Origin of the sequence: Flagellimonas meishanensis (genome assembly GCF_019880545.1) — a bacterium.
Lineage (GTDB): Bacteria > Bacteroidota > Bacteroidia > Flavobacteriales > Flavobacteriaceae > Flagellimonas > Flagellimonas meishanensis.
Window position 1 is genome coordinate 213075 of the sequence record NZ_JAINVW010000002.1, and the last position, 25134, is coordinate 238208.

Sequence of the window (25134 nt, forward strand, 5' to 3'; positions counted from 1 at the left end):
ATAAGAATATGTCAAAATTTGAGCTCAAATTACCGCAGATGGGAGAAAGTGTTGCCGAGGCAACATTGACCAATTGGCTAAAAGAAGTTGGCGACACCATAGAAATGGACGAAGCCGTATTTGAGATTGCCACGGATAAGGTGGATTCCGAAGTGCCGAGTGAGGTGGAAGGCGTATTGCTTGAAAAGCGGTTTGGTATTGATGATGTCATCAAAGTAGGTGAAGTGGTTGCAGTTATCCAAATGGGGGGAGAGATATCTGAAAGTGTTGTTCAGCAGCAAGAAGAACCTGTGTTTGAAAGTACTGCAGAGGAACCCGTAGCGGTCCTAGAAAGTCAAATGGCCCACGCCAAGGAAACAGTTACAATGTCGTCCCCTGATTATTCCAAATCGGAGCGGTTTTATTCACCGTTGGTTAAAAATATCGCCAAGGAAGAAGGTGTTTCCATGGACGAACTGGAGGCCATCGTGGGAACGGGAAAGGAAGGCAGGGTGACCAAAAATGATATAAAGGCCTATCTTGAAAGTCGTTCTGCCAATGGAAATAAACCCGTTACCGCCCCTGTCGAGACTGAAAAGATACAGCCGAAACAGGAGCCCGTTGAAACCCCTAAGCCCATAGCCAAAACGCAACCCGTACCTATTTCGGTTGCCGAGGGCGATGAAATAATCCCATTGACCCGAATGGGCAAGCTAATTGCTCAGCATATGGTGGATAGTGTGTCCACTTCGGCCCATGTGCAGAGTTTTGTGGAGGTCGATGTCACCAATGTGGTCAACTGGAGGAACAAGGTCAAAAAAGCTTTTGAGGAAAGAGAAGGGGAGAAGCTGACGTTTACACCCATTTTTATGGAAGCAGTGGCCATGGCCCTTAAAAAATACCCCATGATGAACATTTCCTTGGATGGCGATAAGGTCATCAAAAAGAAAAACATCAATTTGGGTATGGCGGCCGCCCTGCCGGATGGCAATCTAATTGTTCCTGTCATCAAAAAGGCGGATCAGCTTAATTTGGTCGGCATGGCCAAAACGATCAATGACTTGGCCCATAGGGCCAGAACCAATCAATTGAAACCTGACGAAATCAAAGATGGGACCTATACCGTCACAAACGTAGGTTCCTTCGGAAGTGTATTTGGCACCCCCATCATCAATCAGCCCCAAGTAGGTATTTTGGCCCTGGGAGCCATTAGAAAAATGCCCTCAGTGATAGAGACCGATCAGGGAGAATATATCGGGATCCGGAGCAAAATGTTCCTTTCCCACAGCTATGACCACCGGGTGGTAAACGGTGCCCTGGGCGGTATGTTCGTGAAGACCGTTGCGGATTACCTGGAAGCGTGGGATATTAACAGGGAAATCTAAGGTGTAATAGCGGTTTTTCCCTAGACTATTGTTAATTTGGGGTTTCTAACGAATTTTTCTGTTGTGAAGTCCATTATTACCCTCTTTCTTTCGCTCTTGCTTTTGTACGGGAACATGATTATGGCCCAGGATTTATCAAAATACGAGCAAAAGGAATTCAAGGTGGATGGAAAAACGCTTCCATACAGGATCTTGCTGCCAGACAATTTGGAAAAAGGAGTAAAATATCCATTGATAATCTTTCTTCACGGTTCTGGGGAAAGGGGTAACGACAATGAGGTGCAGTTGACCCACGGAGCCAGTTTGTTTTTACAGGATGAAGTCAGAAAAAAATATCCTGCCATTGTGGTATTTCCCCAGTGCTCGGCCAATAGTAGCTGGGCCAAATTGGATATCAAAGGTGAATTTCCCAATAGGGAGTTTATTTTTCATGAAGATGCAGCGCCCACTTCAGACATGGTTTTGCTCGAGGGACTTTTAAAACAAATTCGAAAAACCTATCAGGTTGATAAAAGAAGAATGTATGTTGGGGGTCTTTCCATGGGTGGTTTTGGCACTTTTGAATTGGTCCGGAGGAATCCGAAACTGTTCGCAGCGGCCTTTCCCATTTGTGGAGGAGCAAATCCCAAAATAAGCGATCAACTCAAAAAGTTGGATTGGTGGGTGTTTCATGGCGAGGCGGACCAAGTGGTTTCCGAAAAATATTCCGCCCAAATGGTACATGCCATGAAAGAACAGGGCATCAATGTAAAATATACAGTTTACCCAGGTGTGGGACACAATAGTTGGGACAATGCCTTTGCAGAGCCCGATTTACTCCCATGGCTTTTTTCCAAATCTAGATAAATCTATGCTATGCAGTTAAAATTGACCAAGCCCATTTGCTTCTTTGACTTGGAGACCACTGGAACCAACGTGGCCAAGGATCGGATTGTTGAGATTTCGATACTGAAAATACATCCCAATGGAAACAAGGAAAGCAAAACATGGCTGGTGAACCCTGAAATGCCCATTCCACCCGAAGTTGTTGCCGTACATGGCATTTCCAACGAAAAAGTTGCCAACGAACCCACTTTTAAGGATCTCTCCCGGGAAATCTATACCATGATCAAGGACAGTGATCTGGCAGGATACAATTCAGATCGGTTTGATATTCCCCTTTTGGTTGAGGAAATGCTACGGGTGGGCGTCGATTTCGACATGAAAAATATGGTGTCGGTGGATGTGCAGACCATTTTCCATAAAATGGAGCAACGTACCCTCCAAGCAGCCTACAAATTTTATTGTGATAAAGACTTGGACAATGCCCACAGTGCCGAGGCAGACACAGTGGCAACCTATGAGGTGTTGCTTTCCCAGTTGGAACGTTACCCAGAATTGGAGAACAACATAAAAAAACTATCCGAGTTCACCACCCGGAAGCAATCGCTGGACTTTGCTGGTTTTATTGGATTGAATGAGGAGGAAGAGCCCATATTCGCCTTTGGAAAACATAAGGGCAAGACCGTGGACGAAGTAATGGAGCAGGAACCCGGGTATTTTGGCTGGATTTTGAACGCCGATTTTCCCTTGTATACCAAAAAAGTGCTCACCCAGATAAAGTTGAGCAAGCTCAATAACAAATTGTCCTAAAAAAATCCATTGTCACCCATGAAACTGATTTGCATCGGCAGGAACTATGCCGCACATATTGATGAGCTTAAGAACGAAAGGCCAACCGAGCCTGTGGTTTTTATCAAGCCCGATTCCGCCATCTTGCCGAAGGAACAGGATTTCTACATTCCGGAGTTTTCAAAAGACGTGCACTACGAAGTGGAAGTGTTGGTAAAAATAAAAAAGGTGGGAAAACATATCGCCAAGGAGTTTGCCCATAAATATTATGACGAGATTGGCCTTGGGATAGATTTCACGGCCCGGGACCTTCAATCCCAATTAAAGGCGAAGGGATTGCCCTGGGAAAAAGCCAAGGGATTTGATGGTGCGGCGGTAGTGGGTAAGTGGAAGCCCAAATCAATGTACGAAAGTGTTGACAACCTCAATTTTTCTTTGAAAAAAAATGGGGAAACTGTGCAGGAGGGCAATACCTCCTTGATGTTGTGGAAGATAGATGAACTCATTGCCCACGTATCTACCTATTTTATGCTCAAAAAAGGGGATATTTTGTTCACGGGCACACCTGCGGGTGTTGGTAAAGTTGACCCAAATGACTACCTTTCTGGTATGCTTGAGGGGGAGCAGTTTTTTGAAATAATGGTAAAATAATGATTTACAACCTCGACAAAATCAATGAAATGGCAGAAGGAGACCAAGACTTTGTGATTTCCGTCATTTCTGTTTTTTTGGATGAAGTCCCTGCCGACTTGGCCAGTCTTGAAAACGCCATAGAGGCGGAAGACTACGAAAACATATACAAGATGGCGCACAAAATAAAACCCAATGTGGATTTATTGGGCATGGAACAGACCAGGGCCACCGCCTTGGAAATTGAGACCATGGGCAAAACAGAGGCCAGTATGGACGAGATCAAGGGTCATTTTCCCTTGTTGAAAACCGATGTGCACCAGGTTATTTCAGAGCTCAGAAAAGATTTCGATTTATAGATGCAGGCAGAGATCATAACCATTGGGGATGAAATTCTCATTGGTCAAATCGTGGATTCCAACTCTGCATTCATAGCCAAGGAATTGAACAAAATTGGTGTTTCGGTCTACCAGATAACCTCCATTCAAGATGACCGAGAACATATTTTGGATGCCTTGGAGACGGCAAAGAACAGGTCTTCCCTGGTCATCATCACCGGTGGGCTCGGACCAACAAAGGACGATGTCACCAAACCCACACTCTGTGAATACTTTGATGATGAACTGATCCAGAACGGGACCATTCTTGCCCATATCGAGGAACTTTTTCAAAAATATATCTCCACGCCAATTTCCGATTTGAACAGAAAACAGGCCCTCGTACCTTCAAAAGCACAGCTACTGCACAACGGATTTGGAACGGCCCCGGGGCTTTGGATGGAGAAAGAGCAGACAGCCTTTGTCTTTCTTCCCGGAGTACCCTACGAGATGAAACATCTGTTGACCGGTCACGTGCTTCCCAAGATCATCAAGGAATATGAACGTCCCTATATTTTGCACAAAACGATCATGACCTACGGGTTGGGAGAAAGTGCCATTGCCAATAAGATAGCGGAATGGGAGGACAACTTACCCTCCTATATAAAATTGGCCTATTTGCCCAATCTGGGGCGGGTACGGTTGCGATTGACGGCACGAGGGACCGATAAAGACCTTTTGTTGAAGGGTTTGGCAAGCGAGACCAAAAAATTGCATCCGTTGATTGGGGATATCATCTATGGAGAAGAAGAGGACGAATCCTTGGAGCACCAGATTGGAAAACTATTGACCCAAAAACAGATGACCTTGGCCACCGCGGAGAGTTTCACTGGGGGAAGAATTGCAGAGCAGCTGACTTCAATCCCCGGTGCTTCAAAATACTTCAAGGGCAGCGTGGTAAGCTATGCAACGGAGACCAAGATTAAACTGCTGGGGGTTCCTGAAGAATTGATCTCGAAACATTCGGTTGTGAGCAGCGAAGTGGCCGTGGCCATGGCGAAAAATGCCAGGCAAATCCTGGAAACGGACTTTGCTATTGCCACGACGGGCAATGCAGGGCCCACAAAAGGGGATTCGGACGAGGAAATTGGCACTGTTTTTCTTGCCATTAGTACGCCGGAACGCACTTTTGCCCAACATTTTACCATGGGAAACCACAGGGAACGCATTGTACAAAAATCCGTGAACAAAGCGTTGGAACTATTGTTCAGGGAAATTTTAAATTTCTGAAAAAGAATTTTGTCCATCCAGCCAAAAAGGTATAAATTTGCAGCCTCAATAAAATCACTCAAAAGTTAGGGAGATGTCTAAAGTTTGTGAAGTAACAGGAAAAAAGGTGATGTTCGGCAACAACGTTTCCTTCTCCATCAACAAAACCAGGAGAAGATTCGATGCCAATATCTCCAAAAAACGATTCTTCGTGCCCGAAGAAGACCGATGGGTAACCTTGAACGTTTCCGCTAGGGGGTTGAAGATCATCAATAAAAAAGGAATCTCTGCTGTATTGAAGGAAATCAGTTCCAAAAAATAAGTAGTTTAAGCACGATACAATGGCAAAGAAAGGAAATAGAATTCAGGTCATTTTGGAATGTACGGAGCACAAGGAATCCGGTATGCCCGGAACTTCAAGGTACATCACCACAAAGAACAAGAAAAACACGCCAGATAGGATGGAGATCAAAAAATTCAACCCGATCCTAAAGCGTATGACCATTCACAAAGAAATCAAGTAATAGGGATTTCACCTCTGGTAGCATCCCAACAAAAATATAAGCCATGGCAAAGAAAACGGTAGCAACACTTCAGTCATCATCAAAAAGATTGACCAAGGCCATTAAAATGGTCAAGTCTCCCAAAACAGGCGCATACACTTTTGTAGAGTCCGTAATGGCGCCAGAAATGGTCAACGATTGGCTGAACAAGCAATAAGGATCTAGTCCCCAGTACGAAATTGAAAGTCGCTGTTTAGCGGCTTTTTTTATTCCCAAAGGTCATTTCGAGGGAGTGCCGATGGGTATCTGGACGACTGGTTAATCTCTGGTTGGATTTTATGCTCCGCTCGAAATGACCGGGTAACTTTAACAAAACTCCCCTTACTTTCCTATCTTTGGATTTCGTTTCAAGCAGACCCAATGAGTTTATTCAAGAATATATTTTCAAAGGACAAAAAAGAGACCTTGGACAAGGGATTGGAAAAATCCAAGACCAGTTTTTTTGGCAAGTTGAGCAAGGCCGTTGCAGGAAAATCCAAGGTGGATGATGAGGTGCTGGACAACCTGGAAGAGGTATTGGTCACTTCCGATGTTGGCGTGAACACCACACTCAAGATCATTGAACGCATCGAAGAGCGTGTTTCTAGGGACAAATACATGGGCACCGAGGAGCTGAATACGATCCTACGGGAGGAAATAGCAGGACTTTTGTCGGAAACCCATACTGGTGAAGCAGACGAATTCTCAGTGCCCACGGATAAAAAACCGTATGTGATCATGGTAGTGGGGGTCAATGGCGTAGGCAAGACCACAACCATTGGCAAGTTGGCCTACCAATTTAAAAAACAGGGGCTAAAGGTGGTCCTGGGTGCAGCGGATACCTTCCGTGCTGCGGCCATAGACCAGTTGCAGGTGTGGGCGGGACGTGTAGGCGTGCCCATCATCAAACAAAAAATGGGCAGTGATCCTGCCTCCGTGGCTTTCGATACACTAAATGCTGCCGTGGCAGAAAATGCCGATGTGGTTTTGGTGGATACCGCTGGGCGCTTGCACAATAAGGTCAATCTGATGAACGAACTGGCCAAGGTAAAGCGTGTGATGCAAAAAGTGGTGCCCGATGCCCCGCACGATGTATTGCTGGTATTGGATGGCTCCACAGGACAAAATGCCTTTGAACAGGCCAAGCAGTTTACCAAAGCCACCGAGGTGACCAGTTTGGCCGTTACCAAATTGGACGGAACTGCCAAAGGCGGGGTGGTCATCGGTATTTCGGACCAATTTCAAATCCCTGTAAAATATATTGGGGTAGGCGAGGGCCTGGAAGACCTTCAGGTTTTTAATAAATACGAGTTTGTGGATTCGTTTTTTAAGCTTAATTAGAAAATAGGCTTTCAGTTTAACTTGGAGAAAAACCTAGACTATGTGTAGTTGTGTGCCGATAGCTGTCGGGATAGCACTAAACTTTGCAAGTCCGCATGCCGTCAGGTGGGTACACACCATACCAAAAATCCGTTAGGATTTTCGTGATTAGGCGAGCACTAGGAGCGAATTATACACTTTGTTAGCAATCGGCTCTTCCTTGAGATTACATTCGGATTGAACAAATATAAGTCCAAAAGATAAAAAGAATTTGTAAAGGAATTCTAAACCACAAATAGGCAAGGCCATTTCCGTCAAATGTTCCTTTTTGATAATTCACATTGTGTATTGAAGCATAAATATTAGCTGGTAACATTAGCAGAAGAAAAATAATCAGTGCCCACCCAGCTGGATATTTAAATCTAGGAATTAGAAGTCCTAGTGCAATTAAGATTTCAAGTAATCCCGTTAGGAGGACAAAACTTTCTTTGAAGGGAATAAATTTGGGTATCATCATTGACATTCCTTTTGTAAACACAAAATGCCCAATAGCCGTAAACACGAGCATTGTTGACATAGCAATTCTAGCAGATAAGGCAAAATCATATTCTTTTTTGATGATTTTAATGGTAATAATGGAGATCGTAAAACTTAATAACAGTACTAGTAGCGGTTTCATTTTTTTCGGAATTGTTGAGGTGTAAAGGTCAGAAAACACCAAAGTAAAAACAATGAACCCAAGTTAAGTAATACGTCTTCTTATTCGGCTTAATGCTTGTGGAGTTACACCAATGTAAGATGCAAGATATTTCAATGGAATTTGTTGTAACAATTTAGGTCTGTCAGAGAACAAGTCCAAATATCGTTCCTCAGCAGTTTTACTCAATAAGGAAAGTTCCCTCTTTGATTTTATTAAGAACATATTTTCAGCCATCTTTCGTCCGATAATGTTTCCGCTGACCGTTCTTTCATAAACTTCTTCTAAATCTTTGTGTGAAATTTTCCATAAAATGGTATCTGTCAACGTTTCAATTTGGTATTCGGAAGGGGTTTGAGTTAAAAATGAATCATATCCCGTGACAAACTCATTTTCAAATAAAAAACCAAAAGTTACATCGGCTTCTTCCCTTGGAACATAAAATCTTACGATTCCCTTTGTTATAAAAGACAAATGGTTCTCAATCGTTCCAAATTTTAATAAAGGAGTATTTTTTTTGAGCGTTACCTCTTGCAATTTTGAAGAGAAAAACAGCCAATCAGAATCGGTCATTGGAGAGATATTTTCAATAAACTTTCTGATTTCCTTCATGTAAGGATTTTTTAGATTGTGGCTAAGGGTCTCGGCTATTTATAGTTGAGTAGTTTAGCAGTTAGTTTTACAAGTATACAACAAACTGAAAATCGGGAGGATTCTCGTGAGTTAGCGATTTCTAGGAACGAATTATTCACCTTGTTAGCCACTGGCCTTTTTTCTTATGGTTTTGGTATTGCTTCAACAGTCAATTTATATCCCTTTTTGTCTAGATAAGTTACTGTCATTTCAATCATATGGGTTGTCCATTTTTCAACACCAGCTTCTGCAGCTTGTTTGCAGAATGTTGGATAATCTGTTTGTCCTTGTTGGTGAATTAAGATAGCGTGTTTCAGTTTGTCAGCTAAACTTATGCTATTTACTTCCATTTTCGGATATTTTGATTCTCCGTCAAGAGTAAAGTCATTTATTCCATAATATTTTGTTCGTCCGTCTGATACAAAATTGTCATAATGTGTTACTCCAATTTCTTTTAAGTCTTGAACAAATTGAGGGAAATCCGCTCCGCTTTTAACTTTTCCAAATGCTTGGTGTATTTGTTCTATTGTGAACATATTTATTAATCCTTCTTTTATTTCAAGTTCCAGTTTTGTTACTTTCAGGTAACTTATTTATAGAATTTTAGAATACATCGCTATACACCTAAAATATAATATAATCCATGTTAAAGATATTCATTTATTGAAATCCTTACATAAAGAATTATGTCCATTCGAAAGAACAAAGTGACTTAGAAACCTTAAATTTAACAAGAAGTGTTCACGTGCAAGGTAGGATTGGACCATATCATATTTGAGTTAAAAGCATGCTTCAGAATTTTCTAAAATACTGCATCCACTTTGTTTTTTGTGGAACCTTTCTGGTGTCACAAGCCCAAATCACCCATCCCAAGGCCAGCCCTTATTCGGAGGTGAAGCAAGAAGTGGGCCTGTCCAAAATAACGGTACACTATTCCCGTCCCGCTACGCAGGGTAGGGATATTTTTGGCCATTTGGTGCCCTATGGCCGTATTTGGCGGGTTGGGGCCAATGAATCCACTAAAATCACGGTCAGTTCGGAGATGGAAGTCGATAGCAATACACTGCCGGCAGGCACCTATGCACTCTATGCTTTTCCCGAGGCTGATACCTGGCAAATTGTATTCCATACCAATACCACCCATTGGGGCGATGGCCGAAAAAACTATGACCCCAAAGAAGATTTGTTCAGGATAACCGTGGTACCGGAAAAAATTGCCCATCACCAAGAAAACTTTTTGATTGCCTTCGATTCCATTACCCACAACAGTGCCAATATGCAATTGGTTTGGGCCAATACCCAAGTGATCATTCCTTTTATCGTAGACACGCACGCCCAAATGGAAGCCGAGATTGCCAAACAATTGACCGAAAACCCCACTGCACAGACCTATTACGAAGCGGCCCGTTACCTACAGGAACAAGGAAAGGACTTTGAAAGGGCGTTGGTCTATCTCAACAAAGCTCTGGAGTTGGGTGGCGACACCTATTATTTCCATAGAGTGAAATCGTTGGTGGAAGCAGAACTTGGGGATTATGTAGCGGCCATTGCATCTGCCCAAAAATCCAAGAAGATAGCCACGGAGCAGGAAAAGGATGAGTTTGTGCGGATGAATGAGGCCAATATCGAAAAGTGGAAGCGCATCACGGACAAACACTAGTCCAAAATTTAAGTCTGGCAGATAAAATTCCCTTCGGGAACCAACTTTCTCGTACTTTTGCATTCCATTTTCAAAACCATGCGCACAAAATCGCTGAAGAAGAATAAAATCAATGTGGTAACCCTGGGTTGTAGCAAAAATGTCTACGATTCCGAAGTGCTGATGGGACAACTGCGTGCCAACAACAAGGAGGTGGCCCATGAAGAGGAAGGCAATGTGGTGGTCATAAACACTTGCGGGTTCATCGCCAATGCCAAGGAAGAAAGCGTGAACACCATTCTGGAGTATGTGCAAAAGAAAGAAATGGGCGCTGTGGACAAGGTTTTTGTGACCGGATGTCTCAGCGAACGCTACAAACCCGACTTGGAAAAGGAAATACCCAATGTGGATGCCTATTTTGGCACCAGCGACCTGCCCAACCTGCTAAAGGCATTGGGTGCGGACTACAAGCACGAACTGATTGGGGAGCGACTTACCACCACACCGAAAAACTATGCGTATTTGAAGATTGCCGAAGGTTGCGACCGACCTTGCTCGTTTTGTGCCATTCCCTTGATGCGGGGCAAGCATAAAAGCAAGCCCATTGAAGAATTGGTTGCAGAGTCGGAAAAATTGGCCACGAAAGGCGTGAAGGAGTTGATATTGATTGCGCAAGACCTCACGTATTACGGATTGGATCTGTACAAAAAGCGGAATTTGGCCGAATTGCTCCAGGCGTTGGTAAAGGTTGAGGGCATTGAGTGGATTCGTTTGCATTATGCCTTCCCGACCGGATTTCCCATGGATGTCTTGGAAGTGATGCGCAACGAGCCCAAAGTCTGCAATTACATCGACATTCCCTTACAGCATATTTCCGATGCCATTCTAAAAAGTATGCGACGCGGCACCACCCAGGCCAAAACCACAAAATTGCTTCAGGATTTTAGGGCCGCTGTACCCGAAATGGCCATCCGTACCACCTTGATCGTGGGCTATCCGGGAGAAACCGAAGCGGATTTTCAAACACTAAAGAACTGGGTAAGGGAGATGCGGTTTGAGCGTTTGGGCTGTTTTACCTATAGCCATGAGGAAAATACCCATGCCTATTCCTTGGAGGATGATGTTCCCGAAGAGATAAAACAGCAAAGGGCCAACGAGATCATGGAAATCCAATCACAGATTTCCTGGGAACTCAACCAAGAAAAAATTGGAAAAACGTTCCGTTGCATCATCGATAGGAAAGAGGGCAACTACTTTGTGGGCAGGACTGAATTTGATTCCCCCGACGTGGACAATGAGGTGTTGATTGATGCATCAAAATACTATGTCAAGGTAGGGGACTTTACCCAAATCGAGATTACAGAGGCTTCCGATTTTGACCTGTATGGCATACCACTTGCCTCTCAAAAACAATGATTTGGGAAAATCATCCTGATATATATCATAGCACATTTCTTTGGTTGGATATACATTTGATTTGTAAATTGTAAATCAAACCAATTAATTCAATCATGACCGACACAATCGATAATAGGAAGGTAAGTATCAGCATTACCCTCCTTCGAATTCTTGTGGGGTGGCATTTTTTGTATGAGGGAATCATCAAAATGTACAATCCCGAATGGACCTCTTTTGGCTATCTGGCTTCTGCCCAGGGACCCTTAAAGCCCATATTTACGGCACTCACTGATGCTTCAATCATCGGTTGGGTAGACACTTTGAACATTACTGCCCTTATTGTGGTGGGCATTACGTTGATTTTGGGCTTTTTTGAAAGAAAAGGGGCATTGGTGGGCATAGGACTGCTCACATTATATTATCTGGCGCACCCTGCACTTCCATGGGTCACACAACTCAACACAGAGGGGAGCTACTGGATCGTGAACAAAAACCTGATAGAATTGGTTGTTTGCATTTTACTTTACAACTACCCCACAGGGCATTTTTTTGGGCTTTCCTATTTCAAACAAACAAAAACAACTGACCAAAATTTAGCAAGATGAAATGGACTAGAAGGGATTTATTAAAAGGATTGGGCGGTCTTCCCATTTTGGGAGCCGTTTGGTGGGCCGGTGCGGGCAGCACTGTGCACAATCGCAGGGAACGAAATGAAATTTTGGAACAGTTGAACATAAGACCTTCCCTACCACCTACGGTACCAGAAATTGGGGGCGAAGCTGTACGCGTGGGGATTATCGGTTTTGGAATTCGGGGAGAACAACTTTGTAGGGCGTTGGGTTATGCCACGGAAGAATGGAAGGAAGAAACACGGCTTGAAAAAGAAGAGGACCCCAACAACACGGCTATGGAGGATTTTATGAAGCAGGATAAGCTCAATGTAAAAATTGTGGGCGTTTGCGATGTTTTCGACGTCAGGGCCGAAAGGGCCATCAATTCCTTTTCAACACCGGAAAACAAAGTCAAGAGATATACCACATATAAGGAAATGATCCATAGCGGTGATGTGGATGCCGTGGTCATTGCCACTCCGGACCACTGGCACGCTCCCATGTCCATTGAGGCTTTGAACAACAACGTTCATGTGTACGTGGAAAAACCAATGACCCATACCGTGGAGGAAACCTATGCCCTTCGTGAAGCGGCCAATCAATCCAAAGCTGTTTTTCAGGTAGGGCACCAGCATAGGCAAACGTTAAGTTTTAGCACTGCCCGTGACATTGTTGAAAAAGGGACTTTGGGCCATGTTTCATTAATACAGACGAATACCAACCGGAATGATGACAACGGAGCCTGGAACTACGACATCCACGAAAAAGCGAGCCCCCAGACGATTGATTGGGACCAATTTTTGGGCAATGCCCCAAAAGTACCGTTCAATAAGAACCATTTTTTCAGATGGCGCAAATGGTGGGCCTACGGCTCTGGACTTTCCGGTGACCTATTGACCCATGACTATGACCGCCTGAACTGTGTTTTGAATATGGGCATACCGGCTTCGGTGAGTGCCTCAGGGGGCATCTATACGCATAACGATGGTCGTAATGTGCCCGACGTGATTCAGGTGAACATGGAATTTCCCAATTATTCCACAGGAAGCAGCCAAGTAAAGGGTAAGGAGAAGGGCATGACCTTCTGCTACAGTGCCACCTTGGGCAATGGATTCAATCGACCAACCATATTGATGGGCCATGACGCCACCATGGAGCTGGGCAATAATTTGACCATTTGGCCCGATTCGGCATCCACCCGCTATGCGGAAATGTTGGAAAATGAAAAAATGAAGCCACATATACCCATTTATCAATACAACCCTGCGGCCAATGTACCGGATGCGATTTCTTCTGCAACATCACAATATTTTGCCGACAAAGGACTCATGTGGACTTACATTGATGGGGTCCGTGTGGATTCAACCTTTCTGCACATGCGTGAGTGGTTGAGTATTATCAAAAATGGAGGTCAGGTAAGCTGTGGAATCAAAGAAGGATTTGAAGAGGCCATTTCGGCACACATGGCAGGGCTTTCCTGGAAATTGGGCAGAAAAATTGAGTGGGATGCGGAAGCGGAAAAATTGGTCCCCATGGAGGGCATCGATTTTGACCAAGTTTTATTGGCCAATGAAAATTGGGAGATGCAAAATGAGATAATATCCACTGGATAGGGAATCGCTATTTGAATACGGTCCGTGATTCTATAAAAAAAGAATTGGTTTTTGGTTTGCCCCGGGCAATCACCAATCTTTTTTCCTTTGGGATGTAATCCATATCACCAAAATAGTAGCTATCCGAAGCCAATTTGGTCGCTTTAAGGGCACTGTTTATATGCCAAAGGGTGCTGTTTTCCACAGTGGTCGCATAGTAGCCTCCTATACCGTCAGCAACAAGTCCATCAAAATCAAACACCTTGGGAGATGTGGACAACGGATCAATATTTTTGGATTGGATGTTGATTTTTATCAGATTTGTTCCTCCCACGACAAGACTTTCCCCATCGAACATGATGCCATTGGCCCATTCTAGGTTTTTGTCGTCTTTTAGAAAAGCTATGAGCTTGCCATCGACCAATTCAAAAATGGAATGGACAAACGATGCAGTAACGAATACCCTGCCAGTTGCGCTAATGGCAACATCATTTAGTCCAGAGTTTTTTATGGGTTCGGGAACACTGTCCAATAGTTTGCCGCTATTCACATCAATGATTACAATACGGTCCACATCGGCTACGTACAACTTTGTATCATACAAGGCCATTCCCGTTGGTCTGTTCAGATTTTTTATCCATTTAGATTCCAAAAGATTGCCCGTAGGGGACATTTTGGCAATGAAACCTTCAGTCCCCACCTTATATTCCTTACCGCATGAGGCATAGAACAAATTGTTCGTGGAATCGTACAGCACACTTTCCACATGCTGTAAGTGATTGCCCAAAGCCCATTGATGAACCTCGGGAATTGTTTCGCTTATTACTTTGGAAGGACTGTGCTTGGGTTCCGTTTTGCAGGAAAGGGCAAAAAAAATACTAAAGGATACCGAAAGGAAGGTCCTCATGACTTAAGGAAATAAGTTTTGATCAGACATTTACAAACTCAAAACCGGATAAAGGGATGTCCCTAAGGTCAAACTCCGTCTCATTCAATAGAATTCCATGTTCCAAATAGGCCTTCAAGTTGGCCAGCCAAAATGTCCAGCCGTTGCTGCAACCATAATGCACATTTAACTTGCTTTCATCGTCGGTGGCAATATTGTATTGGTGCAGAGTTACAAGAACGGCACTTTTATGATCTTCAAGAGTGACGGATACCTCACTACCCTCAAAAGTGATCACCAGATGATCTGTTCCGTTCGCTTCGATCACCTCCCCTGTGGCTTGTCCATCCCAGTTATGCCATTTCCAAACGTAGGAGTCCCCAGGTTGTATTTTTTCATCGGGTTTTCTTTCGCCACCTGAAGTTGAGGTGTATTTGGCCCCGCTCAAAAACCAAGAGCAAATACCTTCTGAGGTGCCCCAACACCAGTAAAGTTTATCCATAGAGGCCTTAATGAATATTTTTTTGGTGAAACTGTCAAAGGAGAGTTTTTTCATTGCTTCCGTTTTAGTTCATATTCGTAAAGTTCCCTTCCCAGCTGAGCCAAAAAGGGGATGCCCACTTCATCATATTCGTAGGCATCATCGTTAAAAACCCCATCACTATTGACCAAAATAGTGGCGGTAATCATGAAATCCACATCGTTCTTTGTGTCCTTGATATAGGCGCAGTCCGTTAAGGTTCCGTAGGCATAGCCTACCTTATTATAGATTTTAATATGGTCCGGCATGGGGTCTGTGCTATCCCCAAACAGGAAAAACTTTACATAGCTATCATAAAACTCCTCCGTATCATAGCCTAAGTCTTTTGGAAGGGTGTACATAGTTTTCAATAGAAAATCACGTTGCACATCATTTATGGCAAATCGTTGGTCTTCCGGAAAGGCTTCGGGAAAAATAATACGCTTGAGCAAAGCATGCTGAGCCGTAATCGGGTAGTAATTTTTTAGGGAGAAATCGAAAGGTTCCTCATGTAGGGAATCATCGGCATAAAAGCCCCTTCCTTTTTTCACTTTTTTGATTTTCAGCGGAGTGAATGGCGTATTGATAATGGGACTGCTCATGGCCGTAGTGGAATCGTTCAGATAAACCACAAGCGGCTTGGTGGTCACATTGTCCGCGTCGGGAACGGACAATCTGTGCACGATGCGAACCGGTTCAACACCCCTGCTATGGATCCTTTTGTTCAGATCATCCTGGCCCAAAAACTCCACTAATCTATTGTTTGCGGCATTGTCAGAAACTGCAAAAATCTCAGAAATGGCCTTGGCAAAGGTGGTTTCCACGGTATCACCTTCAATATAAAAGCGGGTATTAATGTCCAGGGAATCAATTTCATTGAGTTTTTCAAGCGTGGCTACGGCAATTGGAAATTTGACAGTGCTCGCCGGATAAAAATAATGGGAGGGATCTACTTGAAAATCAAAATCGGTAAAAAGAATACTGTCATTCCTGCGATCTATTTGGGTATAGCGTATTTGGACCTCATGTGCCTTTAAATTATCCATGACCCTTTGTATCAAGGGATTGTCAGCACTAAGTGCGGTTTGCAGGGGATTTGGATCAGAATCCTGTGCGCAGGATACTGTTAAAAGCATCATGACAGGCAGGATAAACTTGATTTTCATGTCCATTGTGTTAGGTTCCTGAAAGGAATTCGCCTCTATGGGGTTTCAAAATATCCCGGACTTCCTTCATTTCAAATTCGGCCACGACCAAAAAGGCTATGCTATGCATTTCGGTAATGTGCTGTACGCCAGTATCATCAAACTTTAGTTCTTCTATCTGCGCAAATTCTTCCAAATGCTTTTGGTAGTGTATGGCCATTTGGGATGCTGCGGCGCCCCGAAAATCCCATATCATTTTTACCTTTCGTTCCAAGATTTTTTCCATTGTGTTAGGTGTCTAAAACGGAAGTTCCATTTTCCGCAAATGCCTTGAAATCTTCCAAGTATTTCATGGTCTGTTTTTTAAAGGCTCCTGGCATCAAAACTCCTATAAGTTTCATCATAAAACCTGAAAACTGAAAAATATTGTCGGATTTCCACAAGGTTTTGCCATCCACTTCCTCAAAATAGTTTTTCTGGATGTTTTGGACACCCTTTGTGTCGTAGGAGGAGAACAGTTCATCGGGAAGGTTACGTTTAATGATGGTTTCCACCATATCTATGTTACGGTTGCCCATGGTGTAGCTGAGACTCATTTGCGCCCCCTCCTGCCCAGGATTTCCAGAAATATGTTCATATTTAAGCAATCCCCGTTGCCAATGTTTCATGTTGTCCGGGTTGTCCAATTTTTTGATGAACTCATCTCGGGGAAGATCAACAAGTATTTCGGCGGTGTATTGCATTTGGTCGGGTTTTCCACTAATGTAGCAAATTATCTTTTTGTCCGGCTACTAAAAATCTGTTAATGAGGGGGCCGCCTTGTTGTATGGCTTTAAGTAATTGTTATTTTTGCGAAATGTTTTCGCTCCAAAAAAATAACCTATACCTGCTTTGTGCCATTGTGATTTCCACGTTTGTCTCGTGTAATTCCCTTTTTAGGGAAACCCCGGAAAAAGAACCTTTGGCCCGTGTTGGGGATGCTTACCTGTACAAAGAGGATGTGGTTTCACTGATAGGCGAGGATATGTTGCCCCAGGACAGCAGCCTTTTTGTGACCAATTACATTAACAAATGGGCTTCAAAGCAACTGCTGCTGTCCAAATCAAAAATTAATCTCCCAGAGGAAAAGTTGGCCGAGTTCGATCGCCTGGTGTCAGACTACCGAATGGATCTGTATACCAGGGCCTATATTGAAGCTTTGGTGCTTCAATCCAAGGATACGGCCGTTACCCAAGAGGAGCTTAGGGGGTATTACGAAAAGGAAAAGGAGAACTTCAAGCTCAGTGAAAAATTGGTGCAGTTGAGGTTCGTGGGGTTGCCTTCACAGTTTTTGGATAAAGACGCTGTGGTGGCCAAGTTGAAAAATTGGAAAGAAGAAGACAAAGAATATTTGGATTCCATTGCCGTCCAGTTCAAAAAGATACACTTTAACGATTCCATTTGGGTGGGCTCTTCCCGAGTAGTGCAGGAAATACCCCCACTGACCCCGATGAATGAGCAGCAGTACTTAAAAAAATCACAATTTTTTGAATTGCAGGATTCCTTAGAGGTATATTTGGGCAAGGTCACAGATGTGCTGGAAATCAACGATACTGCACCGTTTGAATATGTAATTCCCGATATAAAGCAGCTCATCCTGAACAAAAGAAGATTGGACTACGCACGAAGATTGGAAACAGATATTATTGATGAAGCCATTAAAAAGAATGAATTTGAGGTTTATGGAAAAAATGAATAGAAAGATACTTGCCTTGGCCCTGATTGCGACTATCGGTACGCTCAGCGCCCAGGAGGATATAGCGGAAGCGTCACCGGTAAAGGACTCTACCCGGGCAACGACAAGGATAAAGTTGGATGGGATTGCCGCTGTGGTGGGTGACTATGTGATTCTCGAATCGGACATTGACAAAACCCTTATCGATCTTAGAAGCCAAGGTGCCTCTACCGAAGATATAACCCGTTGCGGCCTTTTGGGCAAGTTGATGGAAGACCGTCTATATGCCCATCAAGCAGTGCAGGACAGTCTTTTGGTTTCCGATGATCAGGTGAACGCACAGAGCGATCGACAGATACAACAGCTTTCCCAGCAAATAGGTAGCATAGAGAAGATGCTCAAATATTATAAGAAACCGGATATTGAAAGCTTCAGACAAGAACTCTTCGAAATCAACAAACTGCGGATGCTATCCGAGAAAATGCAGAGCAAGATCGTGGAGGAAATTGAAGTGACTCCCGAAGAGGTTCGACAGTTTTTCAGCAAAATACCAGAAGATGAAAGACCAGTTTTTGGTTCAGAACTCGAAATTGCACAGATTGTAAAACAGCCCACAGCCCCGGAAGAAGAGAAACAGAAGGCCATAGATAGGCTGAAACAGATAAAACAAGATGTTGAGGAAAACGATGCCAGTTTCAACGTTAAGGCCATATTGTATTCACAGGACCCAGGATCAAAATCCAAGGGCGGTTTTTATAGCATGACTCGGGAGACACCCTTTGTAAAAGAGTTCAAGGATGTTGCTTTTAGTCTTCAAGAAGGAGAGATTTCAGAACCTTTCGAGACCGATTTTGGATACCATATCATTTATATTGAAAAGATTCGTGGTCAGGAAGTGGACTTGAGACACATTCTTCTTATTCCAGAAATTCCACAGAGTGCCATTGATGCTGCAGTGAAAGAACTGGACAGCATTCGAGGGCAGGTTTTGGATGGCAAATACACGTTTGCCGAGGCCGCTTTGAATTTCTCGGACGAAAAAGAGACCAAATTCGACGGAGGTCTTCTTCGGAACCCCATCAATTTTGATTCCCGCTTTGAGCTGACCAAGATGGACCCTACCCTCTACAATCAAGTGCGCAACCTCAAGGATGGTGAGATTTCCGGACCTATCCGGGAAGATGACCCAAGGGGAGGGGCGCCCAAGTTCAAAATCATGAAAATCTCCAACAGATTTGATGAGCACAAGGCGGATTTTGCAAAAGACTACCTAAAAATCCAAGAATTGGCGCTTCGTGAAAAACAGTTCAAGGCCATAAAGGAGTGGATGGACGATCATATAGACGATACCTATATCCATGTGAACACAGATAACAGGTATTGCAATTTTGCAAATGACTGGGTAAAGGAATAGATGCATGTCAGACGTAGCAGCAGTAGAAAACCTTGTAAGTAAACACCAGACCCTAAAAAAGGAGATTGCCAAGGTAATTGTAGGCCAAAACAAGGTAATCGAACAAATTTTGCTTTCCATTTACACCGGGGGGCACTCACTGTTGATTGGCGTACCGGGGCTTGCAAAGACCTTGATGGTCAATACCATAGCCCATACCCTGGATTTGGACTTTAAAAGAATTCAGTTTACCCCCGATTTGATGCCCAGTGACATTTTGGGCAGCGAGGTATTGGACCAAAATCGGAACTTCAAGTTCATAAAAGGGCCCATCTTTGCCAACATCATTTTGGCCGATGAAATCAACAGAACCCCTCCCAAAACGCAGGCGGCCCTTTTGGAGGCCATGCAGGAGCGGGCAGTGACCATTGCAGGCCAACGCTATCAACTTAGCATGCCCTATTTTGTGCTGGCCACCCAAAATCCGATAGAACAGGAAGGAACCTATCCCTTGCCCGAAGCACAATTGGATCGTTTCATGTTTGCCATCGAACTCAAATATCCTTCCATTGAAGAGGAGATACAGGTAGTGGAATCCACAACCACGGATGAAGAGATACAACTACAACCAAAGTTCAATGCGGACGAGATCATTGCCATCCAGCATTTGGTTCGAAGAATACCCGTCCCCCACAATGTGGTGGACTATGCCGTCAGATTGGTGAACAGAACACGTCCAGGAACCGAAGGTTCTTCAGAATTTATCAATACCTATGTGGATTGGGGCGCTGGACCTCGGGCCTCACAAAGTTTGGTTCTTGGTGCCAAGGCCCATGCGGCCATTAATGGAAAGTTTTCTCCTGATATTGAAGATGTAAAAGCCGTCGCCCATGGCATATTGCGCCACAGGATCCTTAAAAACTACAAAGCGGAGGCGGAAGGAATCTCCACGGACGACATTATCACAAAGCTGTTGTAAAACGTGAATAGCCCCGACTTTTAAAGCAATTCTAATTCTTTATTTCGTCGGTATTTTACTAAATTTACCGAATTACTAAAATCTTAAAATTTAATTGCAGCATGGCGTTTGACATTGATATGATTAAGGGGGTTTACGCTACCATGGGAGAGCGTGTTGAAAGGGCCCGTGAACTGGTAGGTAGACCTTTGGCCTTGGCCGAAAAAATATTGTATTCGCATCTGTGGGAGGGAACACCGACACAATCATTTACCCGCGGGAAGGATTATGTTGATTTTGCCCCAGACAGAGTCGCATGTCAGGACGCCACCGCCCAGATGGCCTTGCTGCAGTTTATGCATGCTGGAAAACCAAAAGTCGCTGTCCCTACTACTGTACACTGTGACCACCTTATTCAAGCAAAGGTGGGGGCAGAGGCAGATTTGAAAAGGGCCAATGAGAACAGCAATGAAGTTTTTGACTTTTTGGAATCCGTTTCCAACAAATATGGTATTGGATTTTGGAAACCAGGTGCGGGAATCATCCATCAAGTGGTTCTTGAAAATTATGCTTTTCCCGGAGGAATGATGATAGGTACGGATTCGCATACCGTGAATGCCGGTGGTTTGGGCATGGTTGCCATAGGTGTTGGAGGTGCGGACGCCGTTGATGTTATGGCCGGAATGGCCTGGGAATTGAAGTTTCCAAAATTGATTGGGGTAAAACTGACCGGAAAACTTTCTGGATGGACCGCCCCAAAAGATGTAATCCTCAAAGTTGCTGATATCCTGACGGTAAAGGGAGGGACAGGCGCTATAATCGAATATTTCGGAGAAGGTGCCACATCCATGTCCTGCACCGGAAAAGGGACCATTTGCAATATGGGTGCTGAAGTGGGAGCTACCACCTCTACCTTTGGATATGATGAGTCCATGGACCGATATCTACGTGCAACTGGCAGGGCCGATGTGGCAGATGCCGCTTTGAAGGTTAAGGAACACCTTACCGCCGATCCTGAGGTATATGCCAATCCAGAGAATTATTTTGATCAAGTTATTGAAATCGACCTGAACACTTTGGAACCTCATTTGAACGGTCCTTTTACACCGGATTTGGCCACCCCAATTTCAAAAATGGGCGAAGCCGCAAAAGAAAATGACTGGCCTATCAACGTGGAAGTTGGATTGATAGGATCGTGCACCAACTCATCCTATGAGGATATCTCACGTGCCGCTTCACTAGCCAAACAGGTTTCGGACAAGAACTTGAAGACCAAATCAAAATTCACCATCACCCCGGGATCGGAACAGGTTCGGTACACTATAGAGCGTGATGGCTTCATCGATACTTTTAACAAAATTGGGGCTACCGTCTTTGCCAACGCCTGCGGACCATGCATCGGTATGTGGGACCGTTACGGTGACAAAGCGGCCAACGGACCAAGAAATACCATTGTACATTCCTTTAACCGAAATTTTGCCAAACGTGCGGATGGAAACCCCAATACGCTGGCCTTTGTTGGTTCACCAGAGCTGGTAACCGCCATTGCCATTGCAGGACGTCTGGATTTTAATCCATTGACAGACAAATTGATCAATGAGGATGGACAAGAAGTGATGTTGGATGAACCAAGGGGGTATGAGCTTCCACCAAAGGGATTCGAGGTTGAGGATGCAGGTTTTATTCCCCCAAAGGAAGATGGAAGTGATGTAGAGGTTATCGTTTCCAAAGGCTCAGAGCGACTGCAGCTTTTGGATCCGTTTGAACCAATTAAAAATGAAAGTTTAAAGGGCATGAAATTGCTCATCAAGGCCTTTGGGAAGTGTACCACGGACCATATTTCAATGGCAGGACCTTGGTTGCGCTACAGGGGCCACCTGGACAATATCGCCAACAACACACTGATTGGAGCGGTGAACGCTTTCAACAAAAAGACCAATTTTGTAAAAAATCAGTTGACGGGGGAGTACGGCGGGGTGCCCGATACCCAGCGCGCATACAAAAAGGCTGGAATAAAGACAATCGTAGTGGGAGACCACAACTACGGTGAAGGTTCTTCCAGGGAACATGCAGCCATGCAGCCAAGACATCTGGGCGTTGCTGCGGTTTTGGTAAAATCCTTTGCCCGGATACATGAAACCAATCTGAAAAAACAGGGAATGCTGGCGCTCACCTTTGCCAATGAAAACGACTATGATCTGATCCAGGAAGACGATACCATTAATTTTGTCGATATTGATTCGTTCGCCCCGGACAAACCCTTGACCTTGGAATTGGTGCATGCGGATGGCAGTAAGGATACCATCAAGGTGAACCATTCATACAACGATGCACAGATCAAATGGTTCAGGGAAGGTTCCGCACTGAACTTGATCAAAAAGGAAAATGCATAATCAGAAACAAAATCAAAGCAAGAACTCCTGATTACGATCAGGAGTTTTTGATTTGTCCAAACCCAACATAAAATGAAAATCAGTAAAAAGACGGTCCTAAACATCCTTTTGATTCTTTTTGTGCTTTCATTTTTTGTGACCCCATTGGGATACTATGGCAAAATAGCCCTGAACCGGTTGTTTTCGTTTTCACCATCGATCATTGAAACATCGCAAAGAGACCGGATAATGGATTACGATTGGAAACTAAAGGACGCTGATTGGAATTTCTTCAATTTTGAAAAGTCCAAGGGCAATGTGGTCTTCATCAATCTTTGGGCATCTTGGCGACTACCCTGTGAAGCCGAATTGGCCAGTATTCAAGAGCTCTATGATCAATACAAGGGCAAGATTGACTTTTACATCATCACCAATGAAAATAGACCTCCGGTGGAGGAATTCATGGAAAAACACGAGTTCACCTTTCCAGTGACCTATTTGATCATTGGAGAAAAAATGCCCATCGACCCTGATAAGGTACCATCCTCGTATCTTATTGATAAACAAGGGAATATTGTTGTCGATAAAGAAGGTATAGCAGATTGGAGCAATGCGAAGGTCTATGATTTAATTGACGACCTTTTGGCCGAATGACCCATGAAATTATCCAAAGAGCAGATAGGCAATGGCATCTGGATTTTGGTCATAGTCCTCATTATTTTCACTCCCATAGGTTTCCACATGAAGGTTTTGGTAAACAAAATTATCGCGGGAAGCGCATCAACGGTACCTTTGGATGAGCAACAATCCTTGAAAAACTATAACTGGGAGCTTATTGACCTGAAGGGGAATGGGTATAATTTTGAATCAACGAAAGGGAAGGTGGTAGTGTTGAACTTTTGGGCAACCTGGTGTCCGCCCTGTGTGGCAGAGCTTCCAAGTCTGGATAAATTGTATGCGGATTATGGGGGGTCAGGTGGCATTTATCTTTGTTGCCAACGATAAAACGGACCGGGTAACTGCTTTTATGGAGAAGAAAGGGTACAATTTGCCAATCTACTTTCAGATGACCAAGGCCCCAAACCAGTTTGAACATTCCAGCATACCCACTACTTATATTTTGGGCAAATCGGGTAGAATTGTGGTGGATGAAAGTGGTGCCGCCAATTGGAATTCATCGGCCACACGGATGTTATTGGACAGTCTTTTGCGTGAATAGGGCTATCTCACCTTTTCTTGAAATATTTAAAGGGAACAAGCAACATTCCAAAACATTCACCCTCTTCTTTCCCCAAATGCTTATGATGGATTTTATGGGCCCTTCGTATTCCACGGGCATACCAGTTATCCGCATTTCTAAACAGCTTGAACCTTTGGTGAATAAAAATATCATGGACCATGAAATAGGCAATGCCATAGGCCAAAATACCAAAACCTAAAGGCCATCCGTACCAAAACCAAGTATAATTTCCCAAAAAGAATAAGGTCATGCTCACCACGGCATAAAAAATGAAGAACGCATCGTTCCTTTCAAACCATGAATCGTGGTCTTTCCGGTGGTGGTCCCTGTGAAGGCTCCACAAAAAACCGTGCATCACGTATTTATGGGTAAACCAGGCCATGAATTCCATAAAGCAAAAGGTGGCAAGGAAAATGAGTATCCAAAGTGCTATGATCATTTATACGAGTTGTAATTTATAATTGAGGTATGAGTGCGCCAACAATCCAAATTTTTGGTAGTTGGACACCCTGATCCGTTTGTTCTTTATTTCGAGTGGGGGAGTGCTCTGTAACTTTTGCAGCAGTTTTTTATAATAGCGATATGCTGTGTATACCCCAAACTTGGCTTGGTCTGGCAATTTGGCTATTCCAGAGAACCCCAGGGCAAAGTCTGCCTTTATTTCATCCACTATCCTTTTTTTGGAACTTTCGTCCAATTGGGTCAAATCGATATTTGGGAAATAGGTCCTGTTCAACTGTTCATAATCCGATTTTAGATCACGCAAAAAATTCACTTTTTGAAAAGCTGAACCGAGGGCCATGGCCGATTCCTTCAATTCTTCATAGTTTTTCTTGTCACCATCCACAAAAACACAAAGGCACATGAGTCCCACCACATCGGCAGATCCATAAATATATTCCTTGTACTCTTCGTAGGTGTTGTATTCCTTTTTGGTCAGGTCCATCCGCATGCTTTTCATAAAGGCTTCAACCAAATGATGGGGAATCCCAAATTTATGGTAGGTATGCTGAAATGAGTTTAGGATTGGGTTCAGACTTATTTTCTTTTCTAGGGCATCTTCCAGGTCTTTTTCAAATTTGTTGAACAATGTTTCCTTGTCATAATCATGGAAGGTATCCACAATTTCATCCGCAAACCGGACGAACCCATAAATATTGTAGATGTGTGAACGGATTGGGGCGGCCAGCATTTTGGTCGCAAGCGAAAAAGATGTGCTGTACGATTTGGTCACGAGCTTGCTGCAGCTGTAGGAAACGTGGTCAAAAAGAGTTTTCATGGTC

31 protein-coding genes are annotated in these 25134 nt (G+C 43.8%); 21 read left to right on the forward strand and 10 right to left on the reverse strand.

Translation table 11 applies throughout. From position 1 onward, the window contains the following. Positions 1 to 8 precede the first annotated feature (8 nt). From K7G75_RS07575 to ftsY, 10 genes are all read left to right on the forward strand, one after another. Entirely contained in the window at positions 9 to 1364 is a 1356-nt protein-coding gene (locus K7G75_RS07575; protein ID WP_222983644.1) for a dihydrolipoamide acetyltransferase family protein, read from the forward strand. A 63-nt stretch (positions 1365 to 1427) separates the two neighbouring features. Continuing rightward, positions 1428 to 2210: a carboxylesterase family protein gene (locus tag K7G75_RS07580; protein WP_313777822.1), complete on the forward strand. Its 783-nt coding sequence runs from the start codon at positions 1428 to 1430 to the stop codon at positions 2208 to 2210. A gap of 9 nt (positions 2211 to 2219) precedes the next feature. Beyond that, positions 2220 to 2996: a 3'-5' exonuclease gene (locus K7G75_RS07585; RefSeq protein WP_222983645.1), complete on the forward strand. Its 777-nt coding sequence runs from the start codon at positions 2220 to 2222 to the stop codon at positions 2994 to 2996. A gap of 18 nt (positions 2997 to 3014) precedes the next feature. Further along, on the forward strand, positions 3015 to 3626 hold the full coding sequence (locus K7G75_RS07590) for a fumarylacetoacetate hydrolase family protein (RefSeq protein WP_222983646.1): 612 nt from the start codon (positions 3015 to 3017) through the stop codon (positions 3624 to 3626). Beyond that, positions 3626 to 3964, forward strand: a complete 339-nt coding sequence (locus tag K7G75_RS07595; protein WP_222983647.1) for an Hpt domain-containing protein — start codon at positions 3626 to 3628, stop codon at positions 3962 to 3964. The genes K7G75_RS07590 and K7G75_RS07595 overlap by 1 nt, the downstream gene beginning before the upstream one ends. Then, a complete protein-coding gene (locus K7G75_RS07600) occupies positions 3965 to 5212 on the forward strand; it encodes a competence/damage-inducible protein A (RefSeq protein ID WP_222983648.1) in 1248 nt (415 codons plus the stop codon). Positions 5213 to 5285: 73 nt separating this feature from the next. Continuing rightward, complete coding sequence (gene rpmB, locus K7G75_RS07605) at positions 5286 to 5513, forward strand: 50S ribosomal protein L28 (protein WP_222983649.1); 228 nt, start codon at positions 5286 to 5288, stop codon at positions 5511 to 5513. A gap of 19 nt (positions 5514 to 5532) precedes the next feature. Then, positions 5533 to 5715 (forward strand): 50S ribosomal protein L33, encoded by a 183-nt coding sequence (gene rpmG, locus K7G75_RS07610; RefSeq protein WP_053972430.1) that lies wholly within the window; start codon positions 5533 to 5535, stop codon positions 5713 to 5715. A gap of 43 nt (positions 5716 to 5758) precedes the next feature. Next, on the forward strand, positions 5759 to 5911 hold the full coding sequence (locus K7G75_RS07615) for a DUF4295 domain-containing protein (protein ID WP_072879696.1): 153 nt from the start codon (positions 5759 to 5761) through the stop codon (positions 5909 to 5911). 203 nt (positions 5912 to 6114) lie between these two features. Further along, positions 6115 to 7074: a signal recognition particle-docking protein FtsY gene (gene ftsY, locus K7G75_RS07620; RefSeq protein ID WP_222983650.1), complete on the forward strand. Its 960-nt coding sequence runs from the start codon at positions 6115 to 6117 to the stop codon at positions 7072 to 7074. Positions 7075 to 7279: 205 nt separating this feature from the next. Here the strand turns inward: ftsY and K7G75_RS07625 are convergent, their stop codons facing one another. The 3 genes from K7G75_RS07625 to K7G75_RS07635 form a co-directional block, all read right to left on the reverse strand. Beyond that, positions 7280 to 7732, reverse strand: coding sequence for a DoxX family protein (locus tag K7G75_RS07625; RefSeq protein WP_222983651.1), 453 nt, complete (start codon positions 7730 to 7732; stop codon positions 7280 to 7282). 63 nt (positions 7733 to 7795) lie between these two features. Beyond that, positions 7796 to 8362 (reverse strand): Crp/Fnr family transcriptional regulator, encoded by a 567-nt coding sequence (locus K7G75_RS07630; RefSeq protein WP_222983652.1) that lies wholly within the window; start codon positions 8360 to 8362, stop codon positions 7796 to 7798. Positions 8363 to 8526: 164 nt separating this feature from the next. Continuing rightward, positions 8527 to 8919 carry a DUF1398 domain-containing protein gene (locus K7G75_RS07635; protein WP_222983653.1) on the reverse strand — a complete coding sequence of 131 codons (393 nt, stop codon included), beginning with the start codon at positions 8917 to 8919 and terminating at the stop codon, positions 8527 to 8529. Positions 8920 to 9170: 251 nt separating this feature from the next. Here K7G75_RS07635 and K7G75_RS07640 point away from each other — a divergent pair, with 251 nt between their 5' ends. The 4 genes from K7G75_RS07640 (at position 9171) to K7G75_RS07655 (ending at position 13644) form a co-directional block, all read left to right on the forward strand. Beyond that, positions 9171 to 10043, forward strand: coding sequence for a DUF2911 domain-containing protein (locus tag K7G75_RS07640; RefSeq protein WP_222983654.1), 873 nt, complete (start codon positions 9171 to 9173; stop codon positions 10041 to 10043). A gap of 78 nt (positions 10044 to 10121) precedes the next feature. Continuing rightward, positions 10122 to 11438: a 30S ribosomal protein S12 methylthiotransferase RimO gene (gene rimO / locus K7G75_RS07645; protein WP_222983655.1), complete on the forward strand. Its 1317-nt coding sequence runs from the start codon at positions 10122 to 10124 to the stop codon at positions 11436 to 11438. Positions 11439 to 11533: 95 nt separating this feature from the next. Then, positions 11534 to 12025, forward strand: coding sequence for a DoxX family protein (locus tag K7G75_RS07650; RefSeq protein WP_222983656.1), 492 nt, complete (start codon positions 11534 to 11536; stop codon positions 12023 to 12025). Further along, positions 12022 to 13644 carry a Gfo/Idh/MocA family protein gene (locus tag K7G75_RS07655; RefSeq protein WP_222983657.1) on the forward strand — a complete coding sequence of 541 codons (1623 nt, stop codon included), beginning with the start codon at positions 12022 to 12024 and terminating at the stop codon, positions 13642 to 13644. Before K7G75_RS07650 ends, K7G75_RS07655 begins: the two co-directional genes overlap by 4 nt. Positions 13645 to 13651: 7 nt before the next feature. On the opposite strand, the gene K7G75_RS07660 is transcribed toward K7G75_RS07655, so the two are convergent. The 5 genes from K7G75_RS07660 to K7G75_RS07680 are packed head-to-tail and all read right to left on the reverse strand — an operon-like array spanning position 13652 to position 16917. Next, positions 13652 to 14530 carry an SMP-30/gluconolactonase/LRE family protein gene (locus tag K7G75_RS07660; protein WP_222983658.1) on the reverse strand — a complete coding sequence of 293 codons (879 nt, stop codon included), beginning with the start codon at positions 14528 to 14530 and terminating at the stop codon, positions 13652 to 13654. A gap of 22 nt (positions 14531 to 14552) precedes the next feature. After that, positions 14553 to 15065: an SRPBCC family protein gene (locus K7G75_RS07665; protein WP_222983659.1), complete on the reverse strand. Its 513-nt coding sequence runs from the start codon at positions 15063 to 15065 to the stop codon at positions 14553 to 14555. Then, positions 15062 to 16195, reverse strand: a complete 1134-nt coding sequence (locus tag K7G75_RS07670) for a serine hydrolase (RefSeq protein WP_222983660.1) — start codon at positions 16193 to 16195, stop codon at positions 15062 to 15064. The genes K7G75_RS07665 and K7G75_RS07670 overlap by 4 nt, the downstream gene beginning before the upstream one ends. Before the next feature lie 10 nt (positions 16196 to 16205). After that, positions 16206 to 16460: a hypothetical protein gene (locus K7G75_RS07675; RefSeq protein WP_262420284.1), complete on the reverse strand. Its 255-nt coding sequence runs from the start codon at positions 16458 to 16460 to the stop codon at positions 16206 to 16208. Between the two features lie 4 nt (positions 16461 to 16464). Next, a complete protein-coding gene (locus tag K7G75_RS07680) occupies positions 16465 to 16917 on the reverse strand; it encodes an SRPBCC family protein (RefSeq protein ID WP_222983661.1) in 453 nt (150 codons plus the stop codon). A 113-nt stretch (positions 16918 to 17030) separates the two neighbouring features. Here K7G75_RS07680 and K7G75_RS07685 point away from each other — a divergent pair, with 113 nt between their 5' ends. From K7G75_RS07685 to K7G75_RS14765, 7 genes are all read left to right on the forward strand, one after another. Continuing rightward, positions 17031 to 17912 (forward strand): peptidyl-prolyl cis-trans isomerase, encoded by an 882-nt coding sequence (locus tag K7G75_RS07685; RefSeq protein ID WP_222983662.1) that lies wholly within the window; start codon positions 17031 to 17033, stop codon positions 17910 to 17912. Next, positions 17905 to 19302, forward strand: a complete 1398-nt coding sequence (locus tag K7G75_RS07690) for a peptidylprolyl isomerase (RefSeq protein WP_262420285.1) — start codon at positions 17905 to 17907, stop codon at positions 19300 to 19302. Before K7G75_RS07685 ends, K7G75_RS07690 begins: the two co-directional genes overlap by 8 nt. 4 nt (positions 19303 to 19306) lie before the next feature. Next, on the forward strand, positions 19307 to 20260 hold the full coding sequence (locus K7G75_RS07695) for an AAA family ATPase (protein WP_222983664.1): 954 nt from the start codon (positions 19307 to 19309) through the stop codon (positions 20258 to 20260). A gap of 101 nt (positions 20261 to 20361) precedes the next feature. Further along, positions 20362 to 22632 (forward strand): aconitate hydratase, encoded by a 2271-nt coding sequence (locus K7G75_RS07700; RefSeq protein ID WP_222983665.1) that lies wholly within the window; start codon positions 20362 to 20364, stop codon positions 22630 to 22632. A gap of 72 nt (positions 22633 to 22704) precedes the next feature. Further along, on the forward strand, positions 22705 to 23265 hold the full coding sequence (locus K7G75_RS07705) for a TlpA family protein disulfide reductase (RefSeq protein WP_222983666.1): 561 nt from the start codon (positions 22705 to 22707) through the stop codon (positions 23263 to 23265). 3 nt (positions 23266 to 23268) lie between these two features. After that, a complete protein-coding gene (locus K7G75_RS14760) occupies positions 23269 to 23616 on the forward strand; it encodes a TlpA family protein disulfide reductase (RefSeq protein ID WP_262420286.1) in 348 nt (115 codons plus the stop codon). Between the two features lie 22 nt (positions 23617 to 23638). Beyond that, a complete protein-coding gene (locus K7G75_RS14765) occupies positions 23639 to 23830 on the forward strand; it encodes a TlpA family protein disulfide reductase (protein WP_262420287.1) in 192 nt (63 codons plus the stop codon). 7 nt (positions 23831 to 23837) lie between these two features. Here K7G75_RS14765 and K7G75_RS07715 read toward each other — a convergent pair whose 3' ends face one another. Continuing rightward, positions 23838 to 24290: a sterol desaturase family protein gene (locus tag K7G75_RS07715; RefSeq protein ID WP_222983667.1), complete on the reverse strand. Its 453-nt coding sequence runs from the start codon at positions 24288 to 24290 to the stop codon at positions 23838 to 23840. Continuing rightward, positions 24291 to 25130: a phytoene/squalene synthase family protein gene (locus K7G75_RS07720; protein ID WP_222983668.1), complete on the reverse strand. Its 840-nt coding sequence runs from the start codon at positions 25128 to 25130 to the stop codon at positions 24291 to 24293. Between the last annotated feature and the right edge of the window lie 4 nt (positions 25131 to 25134).